Genomic DNA, 21,345 nt, shown 5'->3' on the forward strand with positions numbered 1-21,345 from the left:
CCGGAGTCCTGCCATGCGTCCCCTGACCACGTCCCTGTTCGCCGCCGCCCTCATCGGCACCACCGCGCTCGCGCTGCTCTCGCGCGGCACCGGCGCCGGTGCCAGCGAGGCCGCTCCCGTCCCCGCGCCTGCGCCCGAAGCCGTGGTGCAGGTAGCGCCCGCGGTCCGCACGGAATTCTCGCCGCGCCACTGGGCCCCCGGCAGCGTGGTCAGCCGCCACGATTCGCGCGTGGCCGGCGAGGTGTCGGGCCGCGTGCTGCGCATCGCCGAGGTCGGCGACACGGTGCGCGCCGGCGCACCGCTCGCGGTGCTCGACGACACCGCGGTGCGCCTGGCCGAAGCCGAACACCTGGCGGCGATCGCGCGTGCGCAGTCGCTGCTGCAGCTGGCGCAGGCGCAGGAGCGCCGCTACGCCGCGCTGTCCGCGCAGCAGGCCATCGCCCGGGCCCAGTACGAACAGCAGCGCGTGGATCGCGAGGTGCTCGCGCAGGACCTCGCCGGCGCGCGCGCCGCGCTCGCGGTCACGCGCCACCAGCGCGAACGGATGGTGGTGCGGGCCCCGTTCGACGGCGTGGTCGCCGAGCGACTGGTGCAGCCGGGCGAACACCTTGCGGCCGGGGCGGCGGTGGCGCGCCTGGTCGATCCCGCGGCGCGCGAAGTGCGTGTGCATGCCCCGGTCGCGCTCGCCGGCCACCTGGCCGCGGGTGCGCGCGTGGTAGTGCGCAGCGACGACGACCTGCGCGACGCCGTGGTGACCGCGCTGGTGCCGGTCGGCGACGAAAGCTCGCGCCAGCTCGAACTGCGCGTGGCCGTCCAGGAGCAGGCGTTTTCCGTCGGCAGCGCGGTCACGGTCGGCCTGCCGAGCGCGCAGACGCGGGCGGTGCTGGCCGTGCCGCGCGATGCGGTGGTGCTGCGCCGGGAGGGCGATTTCGTGATGCGGGTGGACGCCGCCGGCAAGGCCGAGCGGCTGCCGGTGCGCACGGGCGCGGAACTCGACGGGCTGGTGGAAATCACCGGTGCGGTCGCCCCCGGCGACCGGCTGGTGGTGCGCGGCGCCGAGCGGCTGGAAGCCGGCCAGGCGCTGCGGATCGAGCCTGGCGTCGACGCGCTGGCCGCGCGCTGAAGGCGCGCGGATCAGATCCGCGTCACCCGCCAGGACTGCATGCGGCCATCGCGATACGGCATCACGCCGTGGAACGCGCGCGGATCGTCGTCGAACACCAGCGGCAGGAAGTGGCGGTCGCCCTCCCACAGGGGCAGGTCGAGCAGGCGCTCCACCTCCACCCACTCCAGCGTGCCCTCGGCATTGGACGTGAACGGCTCGCCCGAGTAGCGCGTGACCACGAACACGAAGCCGAACCAGTCCTCGCCCTGGCGGCCGAAGCCGGGCCAGCTGATCGTCCCGCGCAGCTGCAGTTCGTCGCAGTCGATGCCGGCTTCCTCGCGGATCTCCCGCCGCATGCCCGACACCACGTCCTCGTCGGCCTCGAGCTTGCCGCCCAGGCCGTTGTACTTGCCCAGGTGCTGGTCGCCGGGACGCGCGTTGCGGTGGATCATCAGCACCCGGCGCCGGTCGGGCGAGAGCACGTAGCCCAGCGTGGCGGCGATGGGGGTGTAGGGCATGGGCCGGCGCGGGCGATACGGGCCGGGCATGGTAGCGGAGCCGACGGTGCGAGATAGCACCACGGTGTCCGTGGCGGCCAATGAGCTGGGGGCCGGCCGCCGGGGCGCCGGGATGCACGGCCGCCTGTGCCGTGACGCCGGGCCCGGCCAGCCGCGGCCCATCGCGGACTGTGGCGACAGTCACAGCTTGGGCCGCCCATCGCCCGATACCCTTCGGCCAGGGGACCCATCCAGGATATCGACATGACGCCAGGCCTTTCACAGGCGGAGCGCACGCTGCTCGAGCGCGCGCACCGCCAGCGCTACAAGCTTGCCCGCGCCCCCCGCTTCCAGCCCGCTCCTGCGGCCACCTCCCCCCGCGCGGCTGCCGGGGCGGTGGCCGAAAAGTCGTCCCGGGGACGCCTGCTTACGCTGGCCAAGCCACCGTTCGCGGTACGCGTGCTCAACAAGATGAGCTACGGCGCCACGCCTGCGTCGATCGCCGAGTTCAACGCGCTCGGCAGCAGCGACGCTGCCCGGCTGACCGCATGGGTCGACCGCCAGCTCAGCCCCTCGGCGATCGACGACTCGGCCGTCGCCACCCGGCTGGCGAACGCGGGCTATACCACGCTCGGCAAGACGCTCGCCCAGCAGTGGTCCGAACACGTTCGCGCCAACGTGGAGTGGGCGGTGCGAATGCGCCCGGGGTGGGAAGTGCAGCGCGAAGCACTGGTGCGCGCGGTGTACTCCAAGCGCCAGCTCTTCGAGGTGACCACCGCGTTCTGGCACGACCATTTCAACGTCATGCTGAGCGACTACGACACCTGCCCGGTCTACGGTAGCTACGACCGTGATGTGATCCGCGCCAATGCGCTCGGCAACTTCCGCACCATGCTCGAGGCCGTGGCCAAGAGCACCGCGATGCAGATCTATCTCGACAACAAGTCGAACCGGCGCTCGGGGCCGAACGAAAACTTCGCGCGCGAGCTGCTGGAACTGCATACCTTCGGCGCCGAGAACTATCTCGGCTTCATGGATCCCTTCGAGGTGCCGCCCTGCCCCGAGGATCGCAATTACCCGATCGGCTACACCGACATCGATGTCTACGAGACCGCCGCCGCGTTCACCGGCTGGACGATCAACAACAACCACTGGGAATTCACCCACGCCAGGAAGGACGACGGCGGCTTCTACTACCACGCCGACTGGCACGATTCGGGCCCGAAGTTCGTGCTTGGCAACTTCATCTACCCCGAGCGGCCAGCGCTGCAGGACGGGCGCGACATCCTCGACCGCATCGCCAGCCATCCGCGGGTGGCGAAGTTCATCTGCCGCAAGCTAGTGCGCCGCTTCGTGGCCGACGATCCGTCCCAGTCGCTGGTCGACAGCGCCGCAGCCGTGTTCCGCAGCAACTGGCAGCATCCCGAGCAGATCAAGCGCACCCTGCGCCACATTCTGCTTTCCGACGAGGCGCAGCACGCCTGGGGCCGCAAGACCCGGCGCCCGTTCGAGGCGGTCGCGGCCTCGCTGCGCGCGCTCGGCTGCGAGTGGACCTACACCTTCGACGAGAACCGCAGCAACGACCTCAACTGGCGCATGGGCTTCACCGGCCACCAGCCCTACGACTGGCCCGCGCCCAACGGCTATCCCGACGTCGCCACCGCCTGGTCCGGCGCCAGCAGCTTCGGCATGACCTGGAAGCTGCTCAACTGGCTGACCGAAACCAACAATGTCGCCGGCGACGGCAAGCTGCTGCCGATCCTCCAGCTCACCCGCGCCGGCGTGCCGGCCAGCCAATGGACCGCGAACCGTCTGGTGGAATTCTGGTGCCGGCGCATCCTGGGCTACATGCCCAAGTCCCAGCGCGTGTCGGCGCTGCGCGCGTTCCTGGCCCAGAACGGCGACCCGGCGACCTACGTCATCGAGGACACCAACAGCTGGGCCCAGAACGACCTCAAGCGCCACTACAACCAGGAACGGCTGCGCAGCATGGTGTCGCTGATCCTGATGTCCCCCGAATTCCTGAGCCGCTGAGGACGACACCATGACCAGGATCGAACTCGACCGCCGCGAATTCCTCAAGGGCTGCTGCGCGACCGCCGCGGTCGGCGCCGCCGGCCCCGCCCTGCTGTTCGGCAGCCCCGCGCACGCGGCGGTCAACAGCTACGACACCGTCGTCCACGTGTTCCTGCGCGGCGGCATCGACGGGCTCAACCTCGTGCTGCCGGTCTCCGGCAACGACCGCACCTACTACGAGCAGGCGCGGCCGGACCTGCGGGTGCCGGTCAGCGGCGACAACGCCGCCCTGCCGCTCACGCTCGCCAACGGCAGTGCCACCGGCTTCGGCCTCCACGGCGCCGCGTCCGGGCTGCGCGACATCTGGAACGACGGCAAGCTGGCGATCGTGCATTGCTGCGGCCTGCTCACCACGGTCACCCGCAGCCACTTCGATGCCCAGCAGTACCTGGACTTCGGTACCCCCGGCAGCAAGGGAAACGGCACCGGCTGGATCGCGCGCGCATGGGGCACCCAGCCCGGCGCGTCCTCGTCCACGATCATGCCGGCGCTGGCGGTGAACAGCCGCATGCCCGCCAACCTGCTCGGTGCCACCCAGGCGCTGACCATGGGCAGCCCGAACGACTTCATGCTCAACAACGGGTCATGGGCCTGGCAGCAGGCCCGCGAGGGCTCGCCGGCGGGCTTCAAGGGAGTGAACGAAACCCTGGCCAGCATGTGGCAGGGCAACGTCGGCCTCGAGCACAGCGGCCGGGCGGCGGACGGTGCCCTGCGCACCGTCGCGAGCCAGCCCTACACGGGCACCCTCCCAGCCTCGTGGCCCACCACCAACGTCGCGCGCCAGCTGTGGACGGTGGCGCAGTCGATCCGCTTCAACCTGGGGCTGCGCTACGCCACCATCGACGTCGGCGGCTGGGACACGCACGACGGCCAGGGCAATGGCGGCGGCGGGTATTTCCGCGACCGAGTGGGCGAACTGTCGCAGGCGCTGGCCGCGTTCTACGCCGAGCTGAGCGGCACCGGCGAGATGGCGCGGGTGACGGTGGTGGTCCAGTCCGAATTCGGACGCCGGGTGCGCGAGAACGGCAGCGGCGGCACCGACCACGGCTACGGCAACCCGCTGCTGGTCCTCGGTGGCCCGGTCAACGGCCGCCGCTTCTACGGCAGCTGGCGCGGGCTCAATCCCGAGATCCTCTCGCCCTACTTCGGCGACGTGCCGGTGACCACGGACTTCCGTCGCGTGTTCACCGAACTGCTGCAGTCGCGCATGGGCCACACGCGCACCGCCGAGGTGTTCCCGGGCTACAGCGGCTACAGTCCGCTCGGCATGTTCGCGGGTGCGGGCGCTGCGGCAGCGGCGGGCGCGCCGGAACCCGTGCGCCAGACGTCGCAGCCGGCGTTGCGCAACCTGCGCACGACTCCGTCGGCCAACCCGGCCGGCTCCCCCGACAGCGGCGCGGCCGTCGCCGGTCCGATCCGCCACCGCCGCGGCACGGTCCGCATGCCGCCACGACTCGCGCAGCCGCTCCTGCGCCTGCGCCTGAAGCTGTTCCGCCTGATGCAACAGCACCGGCTGTAGCCGGCGAGCCGGGGACCGCTGTCCGCGTCGCCCCGGCCGCGTCGGGTGGGCAACGGCCCAGGTCCGTGCGGATCACGACCTGGATCGGTGCCGCGCGCCGGCACCAGGCCGTCCGGCCATCACCGTCGGGGCAACCGCATCGCCCTCCGGTTCGATCAGTGCGGAAACCACGCAGCCTCCCAGGCGAAAGGCTGCGGTGGGCCCGTCCGCGCGCCCCGAATGGCCCCCTGCGGGACCGGCGTCCGGGCAACGAAAAAGCGGGCCGAAGCCCGCTTTTCCGTATCGCGAAGGTGTGCCGCGCCGTCAGTCGGCCGACACGCCCTCGCCTTCCTCGATCGCCTTCATCGACAGGCGGATGCGGCCCTGCTTGTCGACTTCCAGCACCTTGACCTTGACCACGTCGCCTTCCTTGAGCACGTCGCTGACCTTCTCGACGCGATCGTTGGAGATCTGCGACACGTGCACCAGGCCGTCCTTCCCGGGGGAGATGGTGACGAACGCGCCGAAGTCCATGATCTTGGCGACCTTGCCCTCGTAGATCCGGCCCGGCTCGACGTCGGAGGTGATCTGCTCGATGCGCGACTTCGCGGCCTGGCCGGCCACGGCGTTGACCGAGGCGATCGTGATCGTGCCGTCGTCCTGGATGTCGATCTGGGTGCCGGTTTCCTTGGTGATCGCCTGGATCACCGAGCCGCCCTTGCCGATCACTTCGCGGATCTTGTCGGGGTGGATCTTGATCGTGATCAGGCGCGGCGCGAACTCGCTCAGCTCGGCGCGCGGCGCGGTCAGGGCGGCGGACATCTCCTTGAGGATGTGCAGGCGGCCCTGCTTGGCCTGCGCCAGCGCGACCTTCATGATCTCCTCGGTGATGCCCTGGATCTTGATGTCCATCTGCAGCGCGGAGATGCCGTTCTCGGTGCCGGCGACCTTGAAGTCCATGTCGCCGAGGTGATCCTCGTCACCGAGGATGTCCGAGAGCACGACGAACTCGTCGCCTTCCTTCACCAGGCCCATCGCGATGCCGGCCACCGGCGCCTTGATCGGCACGCCCGCGTCCATCAGTGCCAGCGACGAACCGCACACCGACGCCATCGACGAGGAACCGTTGGACTCGGTGATCTCCGAGACCACGCGGATGGTGTACGGGAACTGCTCCATCGTCGGCATCACCGCGAGCACGCCGCGCTTGGCGAGGCGGCCGTGGCCGATCTCGCGACGCTTCGGGCCCATCATGCGGCCGGCCTCGCCCACCGAGTACGGGGGGAAGTTGTAATGGAACAGGAAGTGTTCCTTGTACTCGCCGGCGACGGCGTCGATGATCTGGCCGTCGCGCGCGGTGCCCAGCGTGACCGCGACGATCGCCTGGGTTTCGCCGCGGGTGAACAGCGACGAGCCGTGCACGCGCGGCAGGATGCCGACCTTCGACGAGATCGGGCGCACCGTGTCCAGCGCGCGGCCGTCGATGCGGACCTTGGTCTTGAGGACCGAGTCGCGCATGGTCTGGTATTCCTGCTCGCCGAACTCCTTCGACAGCTCGCCGGTGGACCAGGCATTGGCTTCGGCCTGCGGGCTGAGGGCCTCGATGATCGCCTTCTTGACCTTGGAGATCGCGTCGCGGCGCTCGAGCTTGTCGCGCACCTGGAAAGCGCTGGCCAGCTGCTCGCCAACGGCGGTGCGGATCGCCGACACCAGGCCTTCGTTGGCGGCCGGCGGCTGCCAGTCCCACTTCGGCTTGCCGGCTTCGGCGACCAGTTCGTTGATGGTGGCGATCGCGACCTGCATCTGCTGGTGGCCGAACATCACCGCGCCCAGCATCACCTCTTCCGACAGCTCCTTGGCCTCGGACTCGACCATCAGCACCGCATTGGCGGTACCGGCGACGACCAGTTCCAGGTCGGACTCGGCCAGCTCGCTGGTGGTCGGGTTGAGCAGGTACTGGCCGGCCCTGTAGCCGACCTTGGCGGCGCCGATCGGGCCGTCGAACGGCGCGCCCGACAGCGACAGCGCGGCCGACGCGCCGATCAGGGCGAGGATGTCCCCGTCGATCTCCGGGTTCATCGACATCACCGTGGCGATGATCTGGACCTCGTTGCGGAAGCCGTCGGGGAACAGCGGGCGGATCGGCCGGTCGATCAGGCGCGAGATCAGCGTCTCCTTCTCGGTCTGGCGGCCTTCACGCTTGAAGAAGCCGCCCGGGATGCGGCCGCCGGCGTAGAACTTCTCCTGGTAATCGACGGTGAGCGGGAAGAAGTCCTGCCCCTCGCGCGCGGTCTTGTTGGCCACGGCGGTGACCAGCAGCACCGTGCCCTCGCACGAGACCATGACCGCGCCGCCGGCCTGGCGGGCGATCTCGCCGGTTTCGAGGGTGACCGTGTGATTGCCGAACTGGAAGCTCTTGGTAACTTTTGCCACGTGGGATTCCTTGATGACTCTTTCGATGGACCGGCCGGGACCCTTGCCCCGGTCGGGCGGCCGCGTCCACCACGGCCAAAAAAGAACCGCGGCGCATCACTGCGCCGCGGCGGTATTCGGGCTTAGCGTCGCAGACCGAGCTTCTCGATCAGCGCCTTGTAGCGGTTGGCGTCCTTGCGGTGCAGGTAGTCGAGCAGGCTGCGCCGGCGGTTGACCATCTGCAGCAGGCCGCGGCGGCTGTGGTGGTCCTTCTTGTGGGTCTTGAAGTGCTCGGTCAGGTGCACGATGCGGGCGGTGAGCAGGGCCACCTGGACTTCCGGCGAGCCGGTGTCGTTGGCGCCGCGCGCGTGTTCTTCGATGATCTTGCTGTTGTCGATGGACATGGAGTGCCTCGTAGTCGCGAAACCGGCAGAGGCGGCGCGGCGTCGTCAACGCCCGCGGCGCACCGCTCGGTTCGTCATGGATGGACGGGATACCGCCGCGTGGCGGCATTCCCGGCGGTTCGGAAGTGCTTGAAAAAAGCCGCGAAATTGTATCGGCTCAGGGCGCCGCGGACAAGCTCAGGCCGCAGGCGGCGCGGGAGCGCAGGCCCAGCTGAACAGCCGCTGCGGGCGCAGGCGCCCGTCCTCCACCTGACCCAGCCCCAGCGCGCGGCCGCCGGGGCCGTAGACGGCCACGCTGCCGGGCGGATGGAACGGACCGTCGACCGGCTGGCCCCGCCCCAGGCGCCGGGCCTGGGCGTCGTCCAGGTCCACCGGTGGCCACGAGGCCATGCCGCGCTCCAGCGGCAGCAGGCAGGCGAGCAGGCTCCGCTCCCCGCGCTCCGCCAGCGCCTGCAGTTCCTCCAGCGTCCACATCCGGGGTTCCCTGAACGGGTCGACCCACAGCCGCCGCAGTTCGGCCACGTGCGCGCCGCAGCCCAGCGCCTCGCCCAGGTCGCGCACCAGGGCGCGCACATACGTGCCCGAGCCGCATTCGACGTGCAGGCGCAGCTGGGGCGGAACGCCCTGCAGGTCGTCGAGCAGGTCCGCGGCCGACTGCAGTTCGAACGCGTGCACGTCGACCTCGCGTTCGTCGACCTCCACCACTTCGCCGCGCCTGGCCTTGGCATAGAGCGGCTCGCCACCGCGCTTGAGCGCGGAGTAGATCGGCGGCCGCTGCCGGATGCGCCCGGTCAGAGCGCGCAGCGCGGCATCGATCGCCGGGATCCGCAGCGGCGGGACCGGACGTTCGCGCAACGCCTGGCCTTCGGCATCGTCGGTATCGGTCACGATGCCCAGCCGGGCGACGGTGTCGTAGGCCTTGCGCGCGCCCAGCAGCCCCCCGGCGATCTTGGTCGCCTCGCCGAAGCAGACCGGCAGCAGGCCGGTGGCGAGCGGATCCAGGCTGCCGGTATGCCCGGCCTTCTCGGCGCGGAACAGGTGGCGCACGCGCTGCAGCGCCTGGTTCGAACTCAGCCCGCGCGGCTTGTCGAGCAGCAGGAGACCGTCGAGTTTCCTGAACTTCGTGCGTGGGCGGACAGTCATCGCCGTCATTGTAGGACGCCCGGGTCGACGCAGTGGCGTGATCGATGCCGCGCGGGCCTGCGCGCCGGCGCGGCGAACGATCGACCCTAGCTCGAGGAGTCGCTTCCGCCGACGTCGGGCAGGTCGCGCAGCAGCTGGTCGATGCGTTCGCCGCGGTCGACCGAATCGTCGTAGTGGAAATGCAGCTCGGGCACGTGGCGCAGCTTGACCGCGCGCGCCAGGCGGAAGCGGATCTCGTGCGCCACCGCCTTGAGCCCCTTCATCGCCTCGGCCGCCCGCTCGGGCTGCAGCGCGGTCACGAATACCTTGGCGTGCGCCATGTCGCGCGTGACTTCCACGTCCGACACGCTCACCGAGGGCAGGCCGTGCTCGGCCACCGCCTCACGCACCAGCGTGCCCAGTTCCCTGCGCAGCTGGGCGGACACGCGATCGGTACGGTGGAAGGACTTGGTGGGCACGGACTCGGACTCGAAATGGACCAGGACAGAAGGATACGGCGGAGCCGGGATGGACCCGCCCCGGACCCGCGACGCGCTTCGGCACATCGCGGATCCCGGGCCGGCGCGCGCCGCTACAGCGTGCGCTGCACCTCGATCCGCTCGAAGCACTCGATCTGGTCGCCCGGCTGCACGTCGTTGTAGGCCTTCACCGCGATGCCGCACTCGGTACCGTTGCGGACCTCGTCGACGTTCTCCTTGAAGCGGCGCAGCGATTCCAGCTCGCCTTCGAACACCACCGTGTTGTCGCGCAGCACGCGGATCGGCTTGGAGCGCTTGACCACGCCCTCGACCACCATGCTGCCGGCCACGGCGCCGAACTTCGAGCTGCGGAACACGTCGCGCACCTCGGCGATGCCGATGATCTCCTCGCGGATCTCCACGCCCAGCAGGCCGGACGCCACCTGCTTCACCTGGTCGATCACGTCGTAGATGATCGAGAAGTAGCGCAGGTCGAGGTTGCTGTTCTCGATGATCCGGCGCGCGGACGCGTCGGCGCGGACGTTGAAGCCGATGATCGTGGCCTTGGCGGTGGCCGCGGCGTTGGCATCGGATTCGGTGATGCCGCCCACGCCCGAGACGATCACGTTGATCCGGATCTGCTCGTTCGACAGCGCGGTCAGCGCCTGGCGCAGCGCTTCCACCGAGCCCTGGACGTCGGCCTTGATCACCAGGTTGAGCTGCTGCTGCGCCTCGCCCTGGCCCATCTGGGCCATGATGTCTTCCATGCGGTTGCCGGCGGCCTGCACCAGGCGCAGTTCGCGGCGCTTGGCCTCGCGCTGCTGCGCCACTTCCTTGGCCAGGCGCTCGTCCTCGACCACCACGAAGTCGTCGCCCGCGTCGGGCACGCCCGACAGGCCGAGCACCTGCACCGGGATCGACGGCCCCGCGGACGGCACCTGCGAGCCGGTCTCGTCGAACAGGGCGCGCACGCGGCCGTACTGCACGCCGCACACCAGGTAATCGCCCCTCGACAGCAGGCCCTGCTGCACCAGCACGGTCGCCACCGGGCCGCGGCCCTTGTCGAGCGAGGACTCGATCACCGTACCGGCGGCGCGGCCCTCGGCCACCGCCCGCAGTTCGAGCACCTCGGCCTGCAGCGAGATCGCGTCGAGCAGTTCGTCGACGCCCTGCCCGGTCTTGGCCGAGAGCTCGACCATCTGGGTGTCGCCACCGAACGACTCGGCCACGATGTCGTGCGCGAGCAGTTCGTTCTTGATCCGTTCCGGATCGGCACCGGACTTATCGATCTTGTTGATCGCCACGATCAGCGGCACCTTCGCCGCCTTCGCGTGCTGGATCGCCTCGACCGTCTGCGGCATCACGCCGTCGTCGGCCGCGACCACCAGGATCACGATGTCGGTCAGCTTCGCGCCGCGCGCGCGCATCGAGGTGAACGCGGCGTGGCCCGGGGTATCGAGGAAGCTGATGACGCCCTTGTCGGTCTCGACGTGGTAGGCGCCGATGTGCTGGGTGATGCCGCCCGCCTCGCCAGAGGCGACCTTGGTGCGGCGGATGTAGTCCAGCAGCGAGGTCTTGCCGTGGTCGACGTGGCCCATGATGGTGACCACCGGCGGGCGGGCGAGCTTCTCGCCCTGCACCTGCTCGGCGTGCGCCAGCAGCTCCGACTCGGCATCGTCGCTCTCGGCCGCGACCGCGCGATGACCCAGCTCCTCGACCACCAGCACCGCGGTGTCGTGGTCGATGGACTGGGTGATGGTCGCCATGACGCCCATCTTGAACAGCGCCTTGACCACGTCGCCGCCCTTGAGCGCGAGCTTCTGGGCCAGGTCGGCGACGGTGATCGCCTCGCCGATCGCGACCTCGCGCACCACCGGCGCGGTCGGACGCTCGAACCCGTGCGGACCGGCGCCGCTGCGCGACTGCTCCACGTGCCGACGCGACTTGGGCTTGCCGCGCGTGCTGCTGCGGCGCGCGCGTTCGGAAGCCGACAGGTGCAGCTGGCCGGCGAAGCGCGCGGTGCTGTCGTCGTCCTCGACCCCGGCCACCATCACGTGCGAGCCGCGGTTGCCCTTGTGCTTCGGGCCGAGCGAGCGGTCCTCGCTGCGCGGCGCGGCCGGCTTCGGATGGCCGTGCCCATGGCCGTGGCCGGCGGCCTTGCGCGCGGCGGCGGCCTCGTCCTCGGGCGGCGCGGCGGCGGCCAGCGCGGCCTCCTGGCGCGCGCGCTCGGCCTCGGCCTCGGCCTGGCGCTTGCGCTCGGCGGCCTCCTCGGCGCGGCGCTTGTCCTCCTCGGCCAGGCGCTGCTGTTCCGACAGGTTGCGCAGGCGCGATTCCTCGAGCTTGCGCAGGATCTCGGCCTGCTCATCGTCCACCGGCGCCTGCGCGGACGCGGCGCGTTCGGTCTCGCTCGGCTTGACCAGGGTCACCTTCTTGCGCACCACGACATCCACCGTGGCGCGGTTCTTGCCGCCGCCGACGGTGATCTCCTGCTTGCGCGTGCGGTTGAGCGTGATCTTCTTGGGCGCGACGGGATCTTCGGCCGGCTTCTCCGCCTTGCCGTGGGTACGGCGCAGGAAGCCGAGCAGCTTGACCTTCTCGGTGCTGGTCACGACCTGGTCGGGATCGTTGAACGCCATGCCCGCTTCGGACAACTGCTCGAGCAGCTTCTCCACCGGCGTATTGACCAGGGCGGCAAGCTTGCGGATGGTGGTTTGTTGCGACATTCGGATCCTATGCTCTGTGTGGCGCCCCCTCGCGCAGAGCAAGGGAAGCGCGGATTCTAAGCCCTGAGCGGCGCAGGGCGGCGTTCATCGCGGGGTCATTCGCCGCGCTCCAGGCGTGCGATCTCCTCGGCGCGGGCGGCCAGGATCAGCGCCGCGGCGCGTTCCCCGTCCAGCCCCTCGATGCCGAACTCGACCACCTCGTCCGCCGCCAGGTCGGACAGGTCCTCGCTGGTGCGCACGCCGTGCGAGGCCAGCGCGTACGCGGTCTCGTCGTCCATGCCCTCCAACGCGAGCAGGTCCTCGGCCGGCGCGTTCTCGTCCAGCTCCTCCTCGACCGCCAGCGCGTCGTTAAGCAGCGCGTCGCGGGCGCGGGCGCGCAGTTCCTCGACGATGTCCTCGTCGAAGCCCTCCACCGCCAGCAGTTCGCCGACCGGCACGTAGGCGATCTCCTCGACCGTGTTGAAGCCCTCGGCCACCAGGATGCCGGCGATCTCCTCGTCGACCTCGAGCTTCTCCTGGAACAGCGCGCGGGCGGCGGCCTGCTCGGCCTCCGACTTCGCCGCGACCTGGTCCTGGGTCATCACGTTGAGCTGCCAGCCCGACAGGCGGCTGGCCAGGCGCACGTTCTGGCCGCCCTTGCCGATCGCCTGCGCCAGCTTGTCCTCGGCCACCGCCAGGTCCATCGAGTGCTTGTCCTCGTCGACGACGATCGACTGCACTTCGGCCGGGGCCATCGCGTTGATCACGAACTGGGCCGGGTTGTCCGACCACAGCACGATGTCCACGCGCTCGCCGTTGAGTTCGTTGCTCACCGCCTGCACGCGCGAACCGCGCATGCCGATGCAGGCCCCGATCGGGTCGGTGCGGTTGTCGTAGGCGATGACGGCGATCTTGGCGCGGTCGCCCGGATCGCGCGCGCAGGCCTTGATCTCGACCAGGCCCTGGCCGACTTCCGGCACCTCGAGCTTGAACAGCTCCATCATGAATTCAGGCGCGGCGCGGCTGATGAACAGCTGCGGGCCGCGCGGCTCGCTGCGCACGTCGTAGAGGTAGCCGCGGATGCGGTCGCCGGCGCGCACGATGTCGCGCGGGATCGCCTTGTCCTTGGGGATGAAGGCCTCGGCATTGCCGCCCAGGTCGACGTAGACGTTGCCGCGTTCCACGCGCTTGACCACGCCGGTGACCAGCTCGCCGACGCGATCCTTCCACGCATCGACCACCTGCTGGCGCTCGGCCTCGCGCACGCGCTGCACGATCACCTGCTTGGCGGCCTGCGCGGCGATGCGGCCGAAGTCGACGTTCTCGATCTGCTCCTCGATGTAGTCGCCGACCTCGACGCCCTCGACCTCGTCGACCGCGTCCATCATCCGGATCTGGCGGTCGGGCGATTCCATGACCACGTCGTCGGCCACCACTTCCCAGCGGCGGAACGTCTCGTAGCTGCCGTCCTTGGGATCGATCGCGACCCGCGTCAGCACGTCCTGGTCCACGTACCGCTTCTTGGCGGCCGTGGCCAGCGCGGCCTCGATCGCCTCGAGGATCACGGACTCCGGGACGCCCTTTTCGTTGGCGACCGCATCCACCACCAGCAACAACTCTTTGCTCATCTGTGTCAGACCTTTTCGAAAACCGGCTTGATCCGTGTTCGTCCGCGCCGGGCGGTTGCCCGGCTCCATTCGGCGGCGTCCGCGCATGGCGGCGGACGCGATGCCTGAAACCCTCAGTCTTCCCGCGCCCTGCCCGCGCGCGCCTTGCGACCGGGCTTGCCCGGGCGCGCGTCGCCCCCGGGCAGGTCGCGCGCCGGCGCGAATCCGAGCGCCGCCCAATCGGGAACCAGCCGCGCCTTGTCGATGTTGTCGGCGGCCACCACGATCGGCTGCCCGTCGACATCGAACGTGATCGACGCCTCGTCCACCGACACGATCGTGCCGGTCAGCCGGCGACGCCCGTCCTGCGGCAGCTTCAGCCCGACCTTGGCGCGCTCGCCGGCGAACCGTGCGAACTGCGCGGCGGCGAACAGCGGCCGGTCCACGCCCGGCGAGGACACTTCCAGCGTGTAGTTGCCGGAGATCGGATCCTCGACGTCGAGCCGGGCCGAGACCTCGCGGCTCACCGCCTCGCAGTCCTCGATCGTCACGTGGCGCGTCTCGACTTCGGCGTCGGGCACGTCCAGGTACAGGCGCACCACCGAGCCGCCCGGCGCGGGCAGGTACTCGATGCCCAGCAGCTGCAGGCCCAGCGATTCCACCGTGGGCGCGAGCAGTGTCGAGAGCTGTGTCGCCTTGTCCGTCACGTCCTCGTCCGTTGCGCGTTCGACAATCTTCAAAAACAACAAGGGGCCCATCGGGCCCCTTGTCCTGAATGTCCGGCCATGCGGCCGGATTTCGGCATCGAGGCGAGCAGCCACCTCGATGAGCCCGGTTCCCCGGCATCCGTGGAAAGCCTCAACGCTTTCGACGACCCGGTGAAACTGGTAGCGGGGGCAGGATTTGAACCTGCGACCTTCGGGTTATGAGCCCGACGAGCTGCCAGACTGCTCCACCCCGCAACAGACGCGGAATTATGAAGATGCGCGGGCGTTTTGACAAGCCCGGGGTGCCACCCGGGCTGAACCGCGCATCGGGTCGATCAGGCGAACGCCTGCTGGCACCAGGCCATGATCGGGCTCCAGAACAGGCCCAGGCCCAGGAGTGCCAGCGCGTTTACCGCGAACACGCCCTGCAGCGCACCGCCACGGATCGTGATCGGCTCGCCGGCCGGCTGTTCGAAGTACATCACCTTGATCACGCGCAGGTAGTAGAACGCGCCGATCACCGCGAACACGATGCCCACGATCGCCAGCCACAGCAGGTCGCCCTCGAGCGCGGCGCGCAGCACCGCCAGCTTGGCCCAGAAGCCCAGCAGCGGCGGAACGCCGGCCAGCGAGGCCATCACCAGCAGCACCAGCCCGGCGATCCAGGGGCTGCGTGCGGCCAGGCCGCGGAAGTCCTCGATCCGGTCGGCCTCGAAGCCGCGCCGCGACAGCATCACGATCGCGCCGAACGCCGCCACCGACATGATCGCGTAGCTGATGGCGTAGAACATCGCCGCGGCGTAGCCGCCCTCGCCGCCCGCGGCCAGCCCCAGGAACAGGAAGCCGACGTGGGAAATGGTCGAGTACGCCAGCATCCGCTTGAGGTTCGCCTGCGCAATCGCGAACACGTTGCCCACCGCCAGCGACAGCGTCGCCAGCACCGCGAGCAGCAGCTGCGTCTGCTCGTGCGCCGGTCCCAGCGCGACCTCCAGCAGGCGCCAGGTCATGCCGAACGCGGCCAGCTTCGGCGCCGAGCCGATGAACAGCGTGATCGGGGTCGGCGCACCGTGGTAGGTGTCCGGCAGCCACATGTGGAACGGCGCCGCGCCGAACTTGAACGCGATGCCCACCACCACGAACACGGTGCCGGTCAGCAGCAGGATGCGATCCTCGCCGGCCACGCCCCAGGCCGCGTCGCGGATCGCGACCAGGTCGAGCGTGCCGGTGGCGCCGTACACCAGGGTCATGCCGTACAGCAGCAGGCCCGAGGCGAGCGAGCCGAGCACGAAGTACTTCATCGCCGCTTCGGAGGCGAGCGGGCTGTCGCGGTCGGTGGCGACCAGCGCGTAGGAGCACAGCGCCAGCAGTTCCAGGCCCACGTAGACCATGGTCAGGCTGCCCGCGGACACCAGCAGCATCATGCCCGCCACCGCGAACAGCACCAGCACCGCGACCTCGCCCTTGTACAGCCCGCGCTCGCGCAGGAACGGCCAGATGTAGGCCATCGCAGCGGCACTGACCACCAGCAGCACGAGCTTGAGCACGTCGGCACCCTCGTCGCGCACGAACATGCCCGAGAGCGTAGTGCCCTGCCCGCCGACGTCGAACCACAGCATCGCCGCGGCGACCAGGAGGGTGACGATCGCGAGCGCGTGGGTGACCACCCGGCGGCGCTCGTCCAGGAACAGGTCCAGCATCAGCAGCGCGAACGCGCCAAACACCACCACCAGCTCGGGCGCCAGGGGCGCGAGCTCGGCGAAGGAGCGGACGGGGGGCGGCGGCATCATGGCGGCGGTCATCGCGTGCGGTTCCTCAAAGCTTGCTCGCGGCGAGCTGGCCGGCCAGCTGGGCGATCGCCGGTTCCATCAGGTCGGTGAGCGGACGCGGCCAGATGCCGATCAGCAGGGTGCCGGCGGCGAACACGCCCAGCACCAGCCATTCGCGCGGGTTGATGTCCTTCAGTTCCGCGACGTGGGCGTTGGCCACCTCGCCGAACATCACCCGGCGCACCATCCACAGCGTGTACGCGGCGCCGATGATCAGCGTCATCGCCGCGGTGAAGGCGATCAGCGGATGGTGCTGGAAGCTGGCCAGGATCACCATGAACTCGCCCACGAAGCCCGACGTGCCCGGCAGGCCGGCATTGGCCATCGCGAACAGGACGATGAAGAAGGTGAACCAGGGCATGACGTTGGCCACGCCGCCGTAGTCCTTGATCATGCGCGTGTGCATGCGGTCGTACAGCACGCCGACGCAGGAGAACATCGCGCCGGAGATGAAGCCGTGCGAGATCATCTGCACCATCGCGCCCTGCAGGCCCAGCCGCGCCGCGTCGCCGCCGCCCGGCACGTCGCGCACCAGGGCGAAGGCGATGAAGGTGCCCAGGGTGACGAAGCCCATGTGCGAAACCGACGAATACGCGATCAGCTTCTTCATGTCTTCCTGGACCAGCGCCACCAGGCCCACGTAGACCACCGCGATCAGCGACAGCGCGATCACCAGCCAGGCCCATTCGTGGCCGGCGTCGGGCGTGATCGGCAGGCTGAAACGCAGGAAGCCGTAGCCGCCGATCTTCAGCATGATCGCGGCCAGGATCACCGAGCCGCCGGTCGGCGCCTCGACGTGCGCGTCGGGCAACCAGGTGTGCACCGGGAACATCGGCACCTTCACCGCGAACGCGGCAAGGAACGCGAAGAACAGCCACATCTGCTCGGTGGCGTTCAGCGGCAGGGCGTACAGGTCCGGCAGCTGCCAGCTGCCCGCCTTCAGGTACAGGTACACCAGCCCCACGAGCATGAACACCGAGCCGAGGAAGGTGTACAGGAAGAACTTGATCGACGCGTACACGCGCCGCGGGCCGCCCCAGACGCCGATGATAATGAACATCGGGATCAGCATGCCCTCGAAGAACACGTAGAACAGCAGCGCGTCGACCGCCGAGAACACGCCGACCATCAGGCCTTCGAGGATCAGCATCGCCGCGTAATACTGGTTCACGCGCCGGTCGATCGCCGTCCAGGCGCCTACCAGCACCAGCGCCGTGGTCAGCGTGGTCAGGATGATCAGCGCGACCGAGATGCCGTCCGCGCCCAGGTGGTACTGGATGTCGTAGGCCGGAATCCACGCCCGCCGCTCGACGAACTGCATGCCGACCGCGGCGTAGTCGAATCCGGTGAACAGGGGCAGGCTGAGCAGGAACACCGCCAGCGCGATCGCGAGCGACACCCAGCGGGCCACGCGCGCGCGCGATTCGCCGAGCGCGAGCACCAGCACGCCGCCGAGGATCGGCAGCCAGATCAGGAGACTGAGGAGGGGCCAGTTCTGCACGGGGTCAGGTCCAGTTGCGGATCAGGACGGCCAGCAGCACGATCAGGCCGACGATCATCGCGAACGCGTAGTGGTAGAGGTATCCGGTCTGCATGCGGCGCACCAGACCGGCGGTGAGTCCGACCAGCCGCGCCGCGCCGTTCACGAACAGCCCGTCGATCAGCCTGCCGTCGACCTCGCGCGAACCGCGCCCGATCATCAGCCCGCCACCGGCGAAGCCCTTGATCCACAGGTCGTCCATGCCGTACTTGTTCTCCAGGATGCGGATCGGCAGCCGCAGCGCGTGCGCCACCTTGGCCGGCAGCTCCGGCCTCCACAGGTACATCAGCGTCGCCAGCAGGAAGCCGGCGACCACCAGCCAGAACACCGGCGTCACGAAGGCATGCAGGCCCATCGCCACCGGCCCGTGCCACAGCTCTTCCTTCAGCCGCGCCATCACGTCGTGCCCGGCAAGCACCTCGATCACGCCGGCGAAGAACGCCGTGCCGTCGTGGTGGCCGCTCCAGTCGGTGCCGAACAGCATCGGGCCGGCGGTGAAGAAGCCGACCGCGATCGACGGGATCGCCAGCAGGATCAGCGGCAGCGTGACCACCCAGGGCGATTCGTGCGGCTCGTGCACGCCGTGGTGGGCATCGTGCGCGTGGTGGCCGTGGCCGTCGTCGTGCAGCGGCTCGTGGTGCGTTTCCTGGCCATGCTCGTCGTGGGTGGCGTGCGGATGGGACGGCGCGGCTTCGCGGAAGCGCTCCGGTCCGAAGTAGGTCATGTACAGCAGCCGGAAGCTGTAGAACGAGGTCACGAACGCGCCCAGCAGCACCGCCCAGTAGGCGTAGGTGCCGATCCAGCCGGCGCGCTCGGCGCCCAGCTTCGCGGCCTCGATGATCGAATCCTTCGAATAGAAGCCGCTGAAGAACGGCGTTCCGACCAGGGCCAGGGTGCCGATCACGCTGGTCCAGAAGGTGATCGGCATGTATTTGCGCAACCCGCCCATCTTGCGCATGTCCTGCTCGTGGTGCATGCCGATGATCACGCTGCCGGCGGCCAGGAACAGCAGCGCCTTGAAGAACGCGTGCGTCATCAGGTGGTAGACCGCCGCCGAATACGCCGATACGCCCAGCGCCACGGTCATGTAGCCGAGCTGCGACAGCGTCGAGTAGGCGACCACGCGCTTGATGTCGTTCTGCACCATGCCGATCAGGCCGGTGAAGAACGCGGTGGTGGCGCCGATGAACAGGACGAAGTTCAGCGCGGTGACGCTCAGCTCGAAGATCGGCGACATGCGCGCGACCATGAAGATGCCGGCGGTGACCATCGTCGCGGCATGGATCAGGGCCGAGATCGGGGTCGGGCCTTCCATCGAGTCGGGCAGCCACACGTGCAGCGGCACCTGGGCCGACTTGCCCATCGCGCCGATGAACAGGCAGATGCAGATCATGGTGGCCACGGACCACTCATGCCCGGCCAGCACCTCGATGCTGCGCCCGTCGAGCACGTCGCCGGCGTTGGCGAACACGGTGGCGTAGTCCAGCGTGCCGAAGTACCACAGCACCGCCGCGATCCCGAGCAGGAAGCCGAAGTCGCCCACGCGGTTGACCAGGAACGCCTTGAGGTTGGCGAACACCGCGCTCGGGCGCTTGAACCAGAACCCGATCAGCAGGTAGGACACCAGGCCGACCGCTTCCCAGCCGAAGAACAGCTGCAGGAAGTTGTTCGACATCACCAGCATCAGCATCGAGAAGGTGAACAGGCTGATGTAGCTGAAGAAGCGCTGGTAACCGTCGTCCTCGGCCATGTAGCCGATGGTGTAGACGTGCACCAGCAGCGAGACGAACGTCACCACCACCATCATCATCGCGGTCAGCTTGTCGACCATGAAGCCGACGTGCGCGGCGTAGTTGCCCACCTCGAAGAAGGTGTAGAGGTTCTGGTTGTACGGCGCCGCGCCCTGCGACACCAGCTGGTACAGCACGTAGCCGGAGAACGCGCAGCTGACCGCCACGCCGAGGATGGTGGCCGAATGCGCCCCCGCGCGCCCGACCTGGCGGCCGAGGAAGCCGGCCACGATCGCGCCCAGCAGCGGAGCCAGCACGATGATCAGCAGGTGGGTTGTCGAAATCGCCATGTCTCGTCCATTGCCGGCGCCATGCGGCCGCCCTTCACTGCCGCCCTGCGGCGACGTTGTGCCGGCGCGGGCCTCTGCCCATTGCCGTGCGTTGCATCCCGTTTTGTCATCACGCCATCCATGGCGGTAACACGTGGGCTCCGGAGAGACCCGGCCCGGCCGTCCTGGCCGGGCGTTCGCGGCAGCGCGAGCCAATGGCTCGCTCCCCGCGCATCGAATTTTCGTCACGCCATCCCTGGCGGTACTGCACGGGCTCCGGAGAGCCCCGGCCCGGCCGTCCTGGCCGGGCGTTCGGGCGGGCGCGAGGCAGTGCCTCGCAAACGCCCGCCCTCACCCCTTCAGCGAGTCGATTTCGGCGACGTTGATCGTGCTGCGGTTGCGGAACAGCGTGACCAGGATCGCGAGGCCGATCGCGGCCTCGGCCGCGGCCACCGTCAGGATGAAGAACACGAAGATCTGCCCCGCCTCGTCGCCGAAGTGGCGCGAGAAGGCGATGAAGTTGACGTTCACCGCCAGCAGCATCAGCTCGATCGACATCAGCAGGATGATGACGTTCTTGCGGTTGAGGAAGATGCCGGCGACGCTGATGCAGAACAGCGCGGCGCCGAGGGCGAGGTAATGGCCCAGCGCCAGGCCCTGGCCGAAGACTTCCATCACGGCGTCCCTCCTCCCTGCCCGTCCGCCGCGTCGATGCGCTTCTCGGCCGGCATGCTCACGATGCGCACGCGGTCGGCCGCGCGCACCCGCGCCTGCTCGCCCGGGTTCTGGTGCTTGGTCCCGGGCCGGCGGCGCAGCGTCAGGGTGACGGCAGCGATCACCGCCACGGTCAGGATCAGCGCGGCGACCTCGAACGGCAGCAGGAAGTCGGTGAACAGCCGGCGCGCGATCCAGCTCACGTTGTTGCCGCCCGCGGCCTCCACCGGGTCGGCGCCGAACGGCACCGTCCGCGCCTTGACCCCGATCAGGGTCAGCATCTCGATCAGCATCACCACCGCCACCAGCAGGCCCACCGGCAGGTAGCGCACGTAGCCTTCGCGCAGCGGCACCACGTCGATGTCGAGCATCATCACCACGAACAGGAACAGCACCATCACGGCGCCGACGTACACCAGGATCAGCGCCACGCCCAGGAACTCGGCGCCGGCCAGGATCCAGGTGCAGGCCACGGTGAAGAAGGTCAGCACCAGGAACAGCGCGGCGTGCACGGGGTTCTTGACGCTGATCACCGCGCCGGCCGAGGCGACGGCCACGGCGGCGAAGGCGAGGAAGGCGAGCAGTGCGAAATCCATG

At 69.4% G+C, this 21,345-nt stretch carries 16 protein-coding genes and 1 tRNA gene; 3 read left to right on the plus strand and 14 right to left on the minus strand.

Annotation, left to right across the window (positions count from 1 at the left end):
• Window positions 1–13: 13 nt before the first annotated feature.
• Window positions 14–1,123, plus strand: coding sequence for an efflux RND transporter periplasmic adaptor subunit (locus QFW80_RS02625; RefSeq protein ID WP_280599557.1), 1,110 nt, complete (start codon window positions 14–16; stop codon window positions 1,121–1,123).
• An 11-nt stretch (window positions 1,124–1,134) separates the two neighbouring features.
• Here QFW80_RS02625 and QFW80_RS02630 read toward each other — a convergent pair whose 3' ends face one another.
• On the minus strand, window positions 1,135–1,623 hold the full coding sequence (locus tag QFW80_RS02630; RefSeq protein WP_280599558.1) for an NUDIX hydrolase: 489 nt from the start codon (window positions 1,621–1,623) through the stop codon (window positions 1,135–1,137).
• Window positions 1,624–1,866: 243 nt separating this feature from the next.
• Here QFW80_RS02630 and QFW80_RS02635 point away from each other — a divergent pair, with 243 nt between their 5' ends.
• Window positions 1,867–3,636, plus strand: coding sequence for a DUF1800 domain-containing protein (locus QFW80_RS02635; protein ID WP_280599559.1), 1,770 nt, complete (start codon window positions 1,867–1,869; stop codon window positions 3,634–3,636).
• Window positions 3,637–3,646: 10 nt separating this feature from the next.
• A complete protein-coding gene (locus QFW80_RS02640; protein WP_280599561.1) occupies window positions 3,647–5,197 on the plus strand; it encodes a DUF1501 domain-containing protein in 1,551 nt (516 codons plus the stop codon).
• 303 nt (window positions 5,198–5,500) lie between these two features.
• Here QFW80_RS02640 and pnp read toward each other — a convergent pair whose 3' ends face one another.
• The 13 genes from pnp to QFW80_RS02705 form a co-directional block, all read right to left on the minus strand.
• Entirely contained in the window at window positions 5,501–7,609 is a 2,109-nt protein-coding gene (gene pnp, locus QFW80_RS02645) for a polyribonucleotide nucleotidyltransferase (RefSeq protein WP_280599563.1), read from the minus strand.
• A 122-nt stretch (window positions 7,610–7,731) separates the two neighbouring features.
• The gene (rpsO, locus tag QFW80_RS02650; protein WP_280578436.1) at window positions 7,732–7,992 is read right to left on the minus strand and encodes a 30S ribosomal protein S15; all 261 of its coding nucleotides are present in this window, start codon (window positions 7,990–7,992) and stop codon (window positions 7,732–7,734) included.
• Window positions 7,993–8,169: 177 nt separating this feature from the next.
• Window positions 8,170–9,135, minus strand: a complete 966-nt coding sequence (truB, locus tag QFW80_RS02655) for a tRNA pseudouridine(55) synthase TruB (protein WP_280599565.1) — start codon at window positions 9,133–9,135, stop codon at window positions 8,170–8,172.
• 86 nt (window positions 9,136–9,221) lie between these two features.
• Window positions 9,222–9,593: a 30S ribosome-binding factor RbfA gene (gene rbfA / locus QFW80_RS02660; protein ID WP_280599566.1), complete on the minus strand. Its 372-nt coding sequence runs from the start codon at window positions 9,591–9,593 to the stop codon at window positions 9,222–9,224.
• 113 nt (window positions 9,594–9,706) lie between these two features.
• Window positions 9,707–12,316: a translation initiation factor IF-2 gene (infB, locus tag QFW80_RS02665; protein WP_280599568.1), complete on the minus strand. Its 2,610-nt coding sequence runs from the start codon at window positions 12,314–12,316 to the stop codon at window positions 9,707–9,709.
• Between the two features lie 95 nt (window positions 12,317–12,411).
• Entirely contained in the window at window positions 12,412–13,923 is a 1,512-nt protein-coding gene (nusA, locus tag QFW80_RS02670) for a transcription termination factor NusA (RefSeq protein WP_280599569.1), read from the minus strand.
• Between the two features lie 113 nt (window positions 13,924–14,036).
• Window positions 14,037–14,609 carry a ribosome maturation factor RimP gene (gene rimP, locus QFW80_RS02675; protein ID WP_280599925.1) on the minus strand — a complete coding sequence of 191 codons (573 nt, stop codon included), beginning with the start codon at window positions 14,607–14,609 and terminating at the stop codon, window positions 14,037–14,039.
• 178 nt (window positions 14,610–14,787) lie between these two features.
• A tRNA-Met gene (locus tag QFW80_RS02680) sits at window positions 14,788–14,864 on the minus strand.
• An 80-nt stretch (window positions 14,865–14,944) separates the two neighbouring features.
• Window positions 14,945–16,396 (minus strand): NADH-quinone oxidoreductase subunit NuoN, encoded by a 1,452-nt coding sequence (nuoN, locus tag QFW80_RS02685; RefSeq protein ID WP_280599927.1) that lies wholly within the window; start codon window positions 16,394–16,396, stop codon window positions 14,945–14,947.
• A 25-nt stretch (window positions 16,397–16,421) separates the two neighbouring features.
• On the minus strand, window positions 16,422–17,936 hold the full coding sequence (locus QFW80_RS02690) for an NADH-quinone oxidoreductase subunit M (protein ID WP_280599570.1): 1,515 nt from the start codon (window positions 17,934–17,936) through the stop codon (window positions 16,422–16,424).
• A gap of 4 nt (window positions 17,937–17,940) precedes the next feature.
• On the minus strand, window positions 17,941–20,055 hold the full coding sequence (gene nuoL / locus QFW80_RS02695; RefSeq protein ID WP_280599571.1) for an NADH-quinone oxidoreductase subunit L: 2,115 nt from the start codon (window positions 20,053–20,055) through the stop codon (window positions 17,941–17,943).
• A 330-nt stretch (window positions 20,056–20,385) separates the two neighbouring features.
• Window positions 20,386–20,709 carry an NADH-quinone oxidoreductase subunit NuoK gene (gene nuoK / locus QFW80_RS02700; protein ID WP_280599929.1) on the minus strand — a complete coding sequence of 108 codons (324 nt, stop codon included), beginning with the start codon at window positions 20,707–20,709 and terminating at the stop codon, window positions 20,386–20,388.
• On the minus strand, window positions 20,709–21,344 hold the full coding sequence (locus QFW80_RS02705; protein ID WP_280599573.1) for an NADH-quinone oxidoreductase subunit J: 636 nt from the start codon (window positions 21,342–21,344) through the stop codon (window positions 20,709–20,711). The genes nuoK and QFW80_RS02705 overlap by 1 nt, the downstream gene beginning before the upstream one ends.
• Between the last annotated feature and the right edge of the window lies 1 nt (window position 21,345).

This window comes from Luteimonas rhizosphaericola, from assembly GCF_029888045.1.
In the GTDB taxonomy this organism is placed as follows: Bacteria; Pseudomonadota; Gammaproteobacteria; order Xanthomonadales; family Xanthomonadaceae; genus Luteimonas; species Luteimonas rhizosphaericola.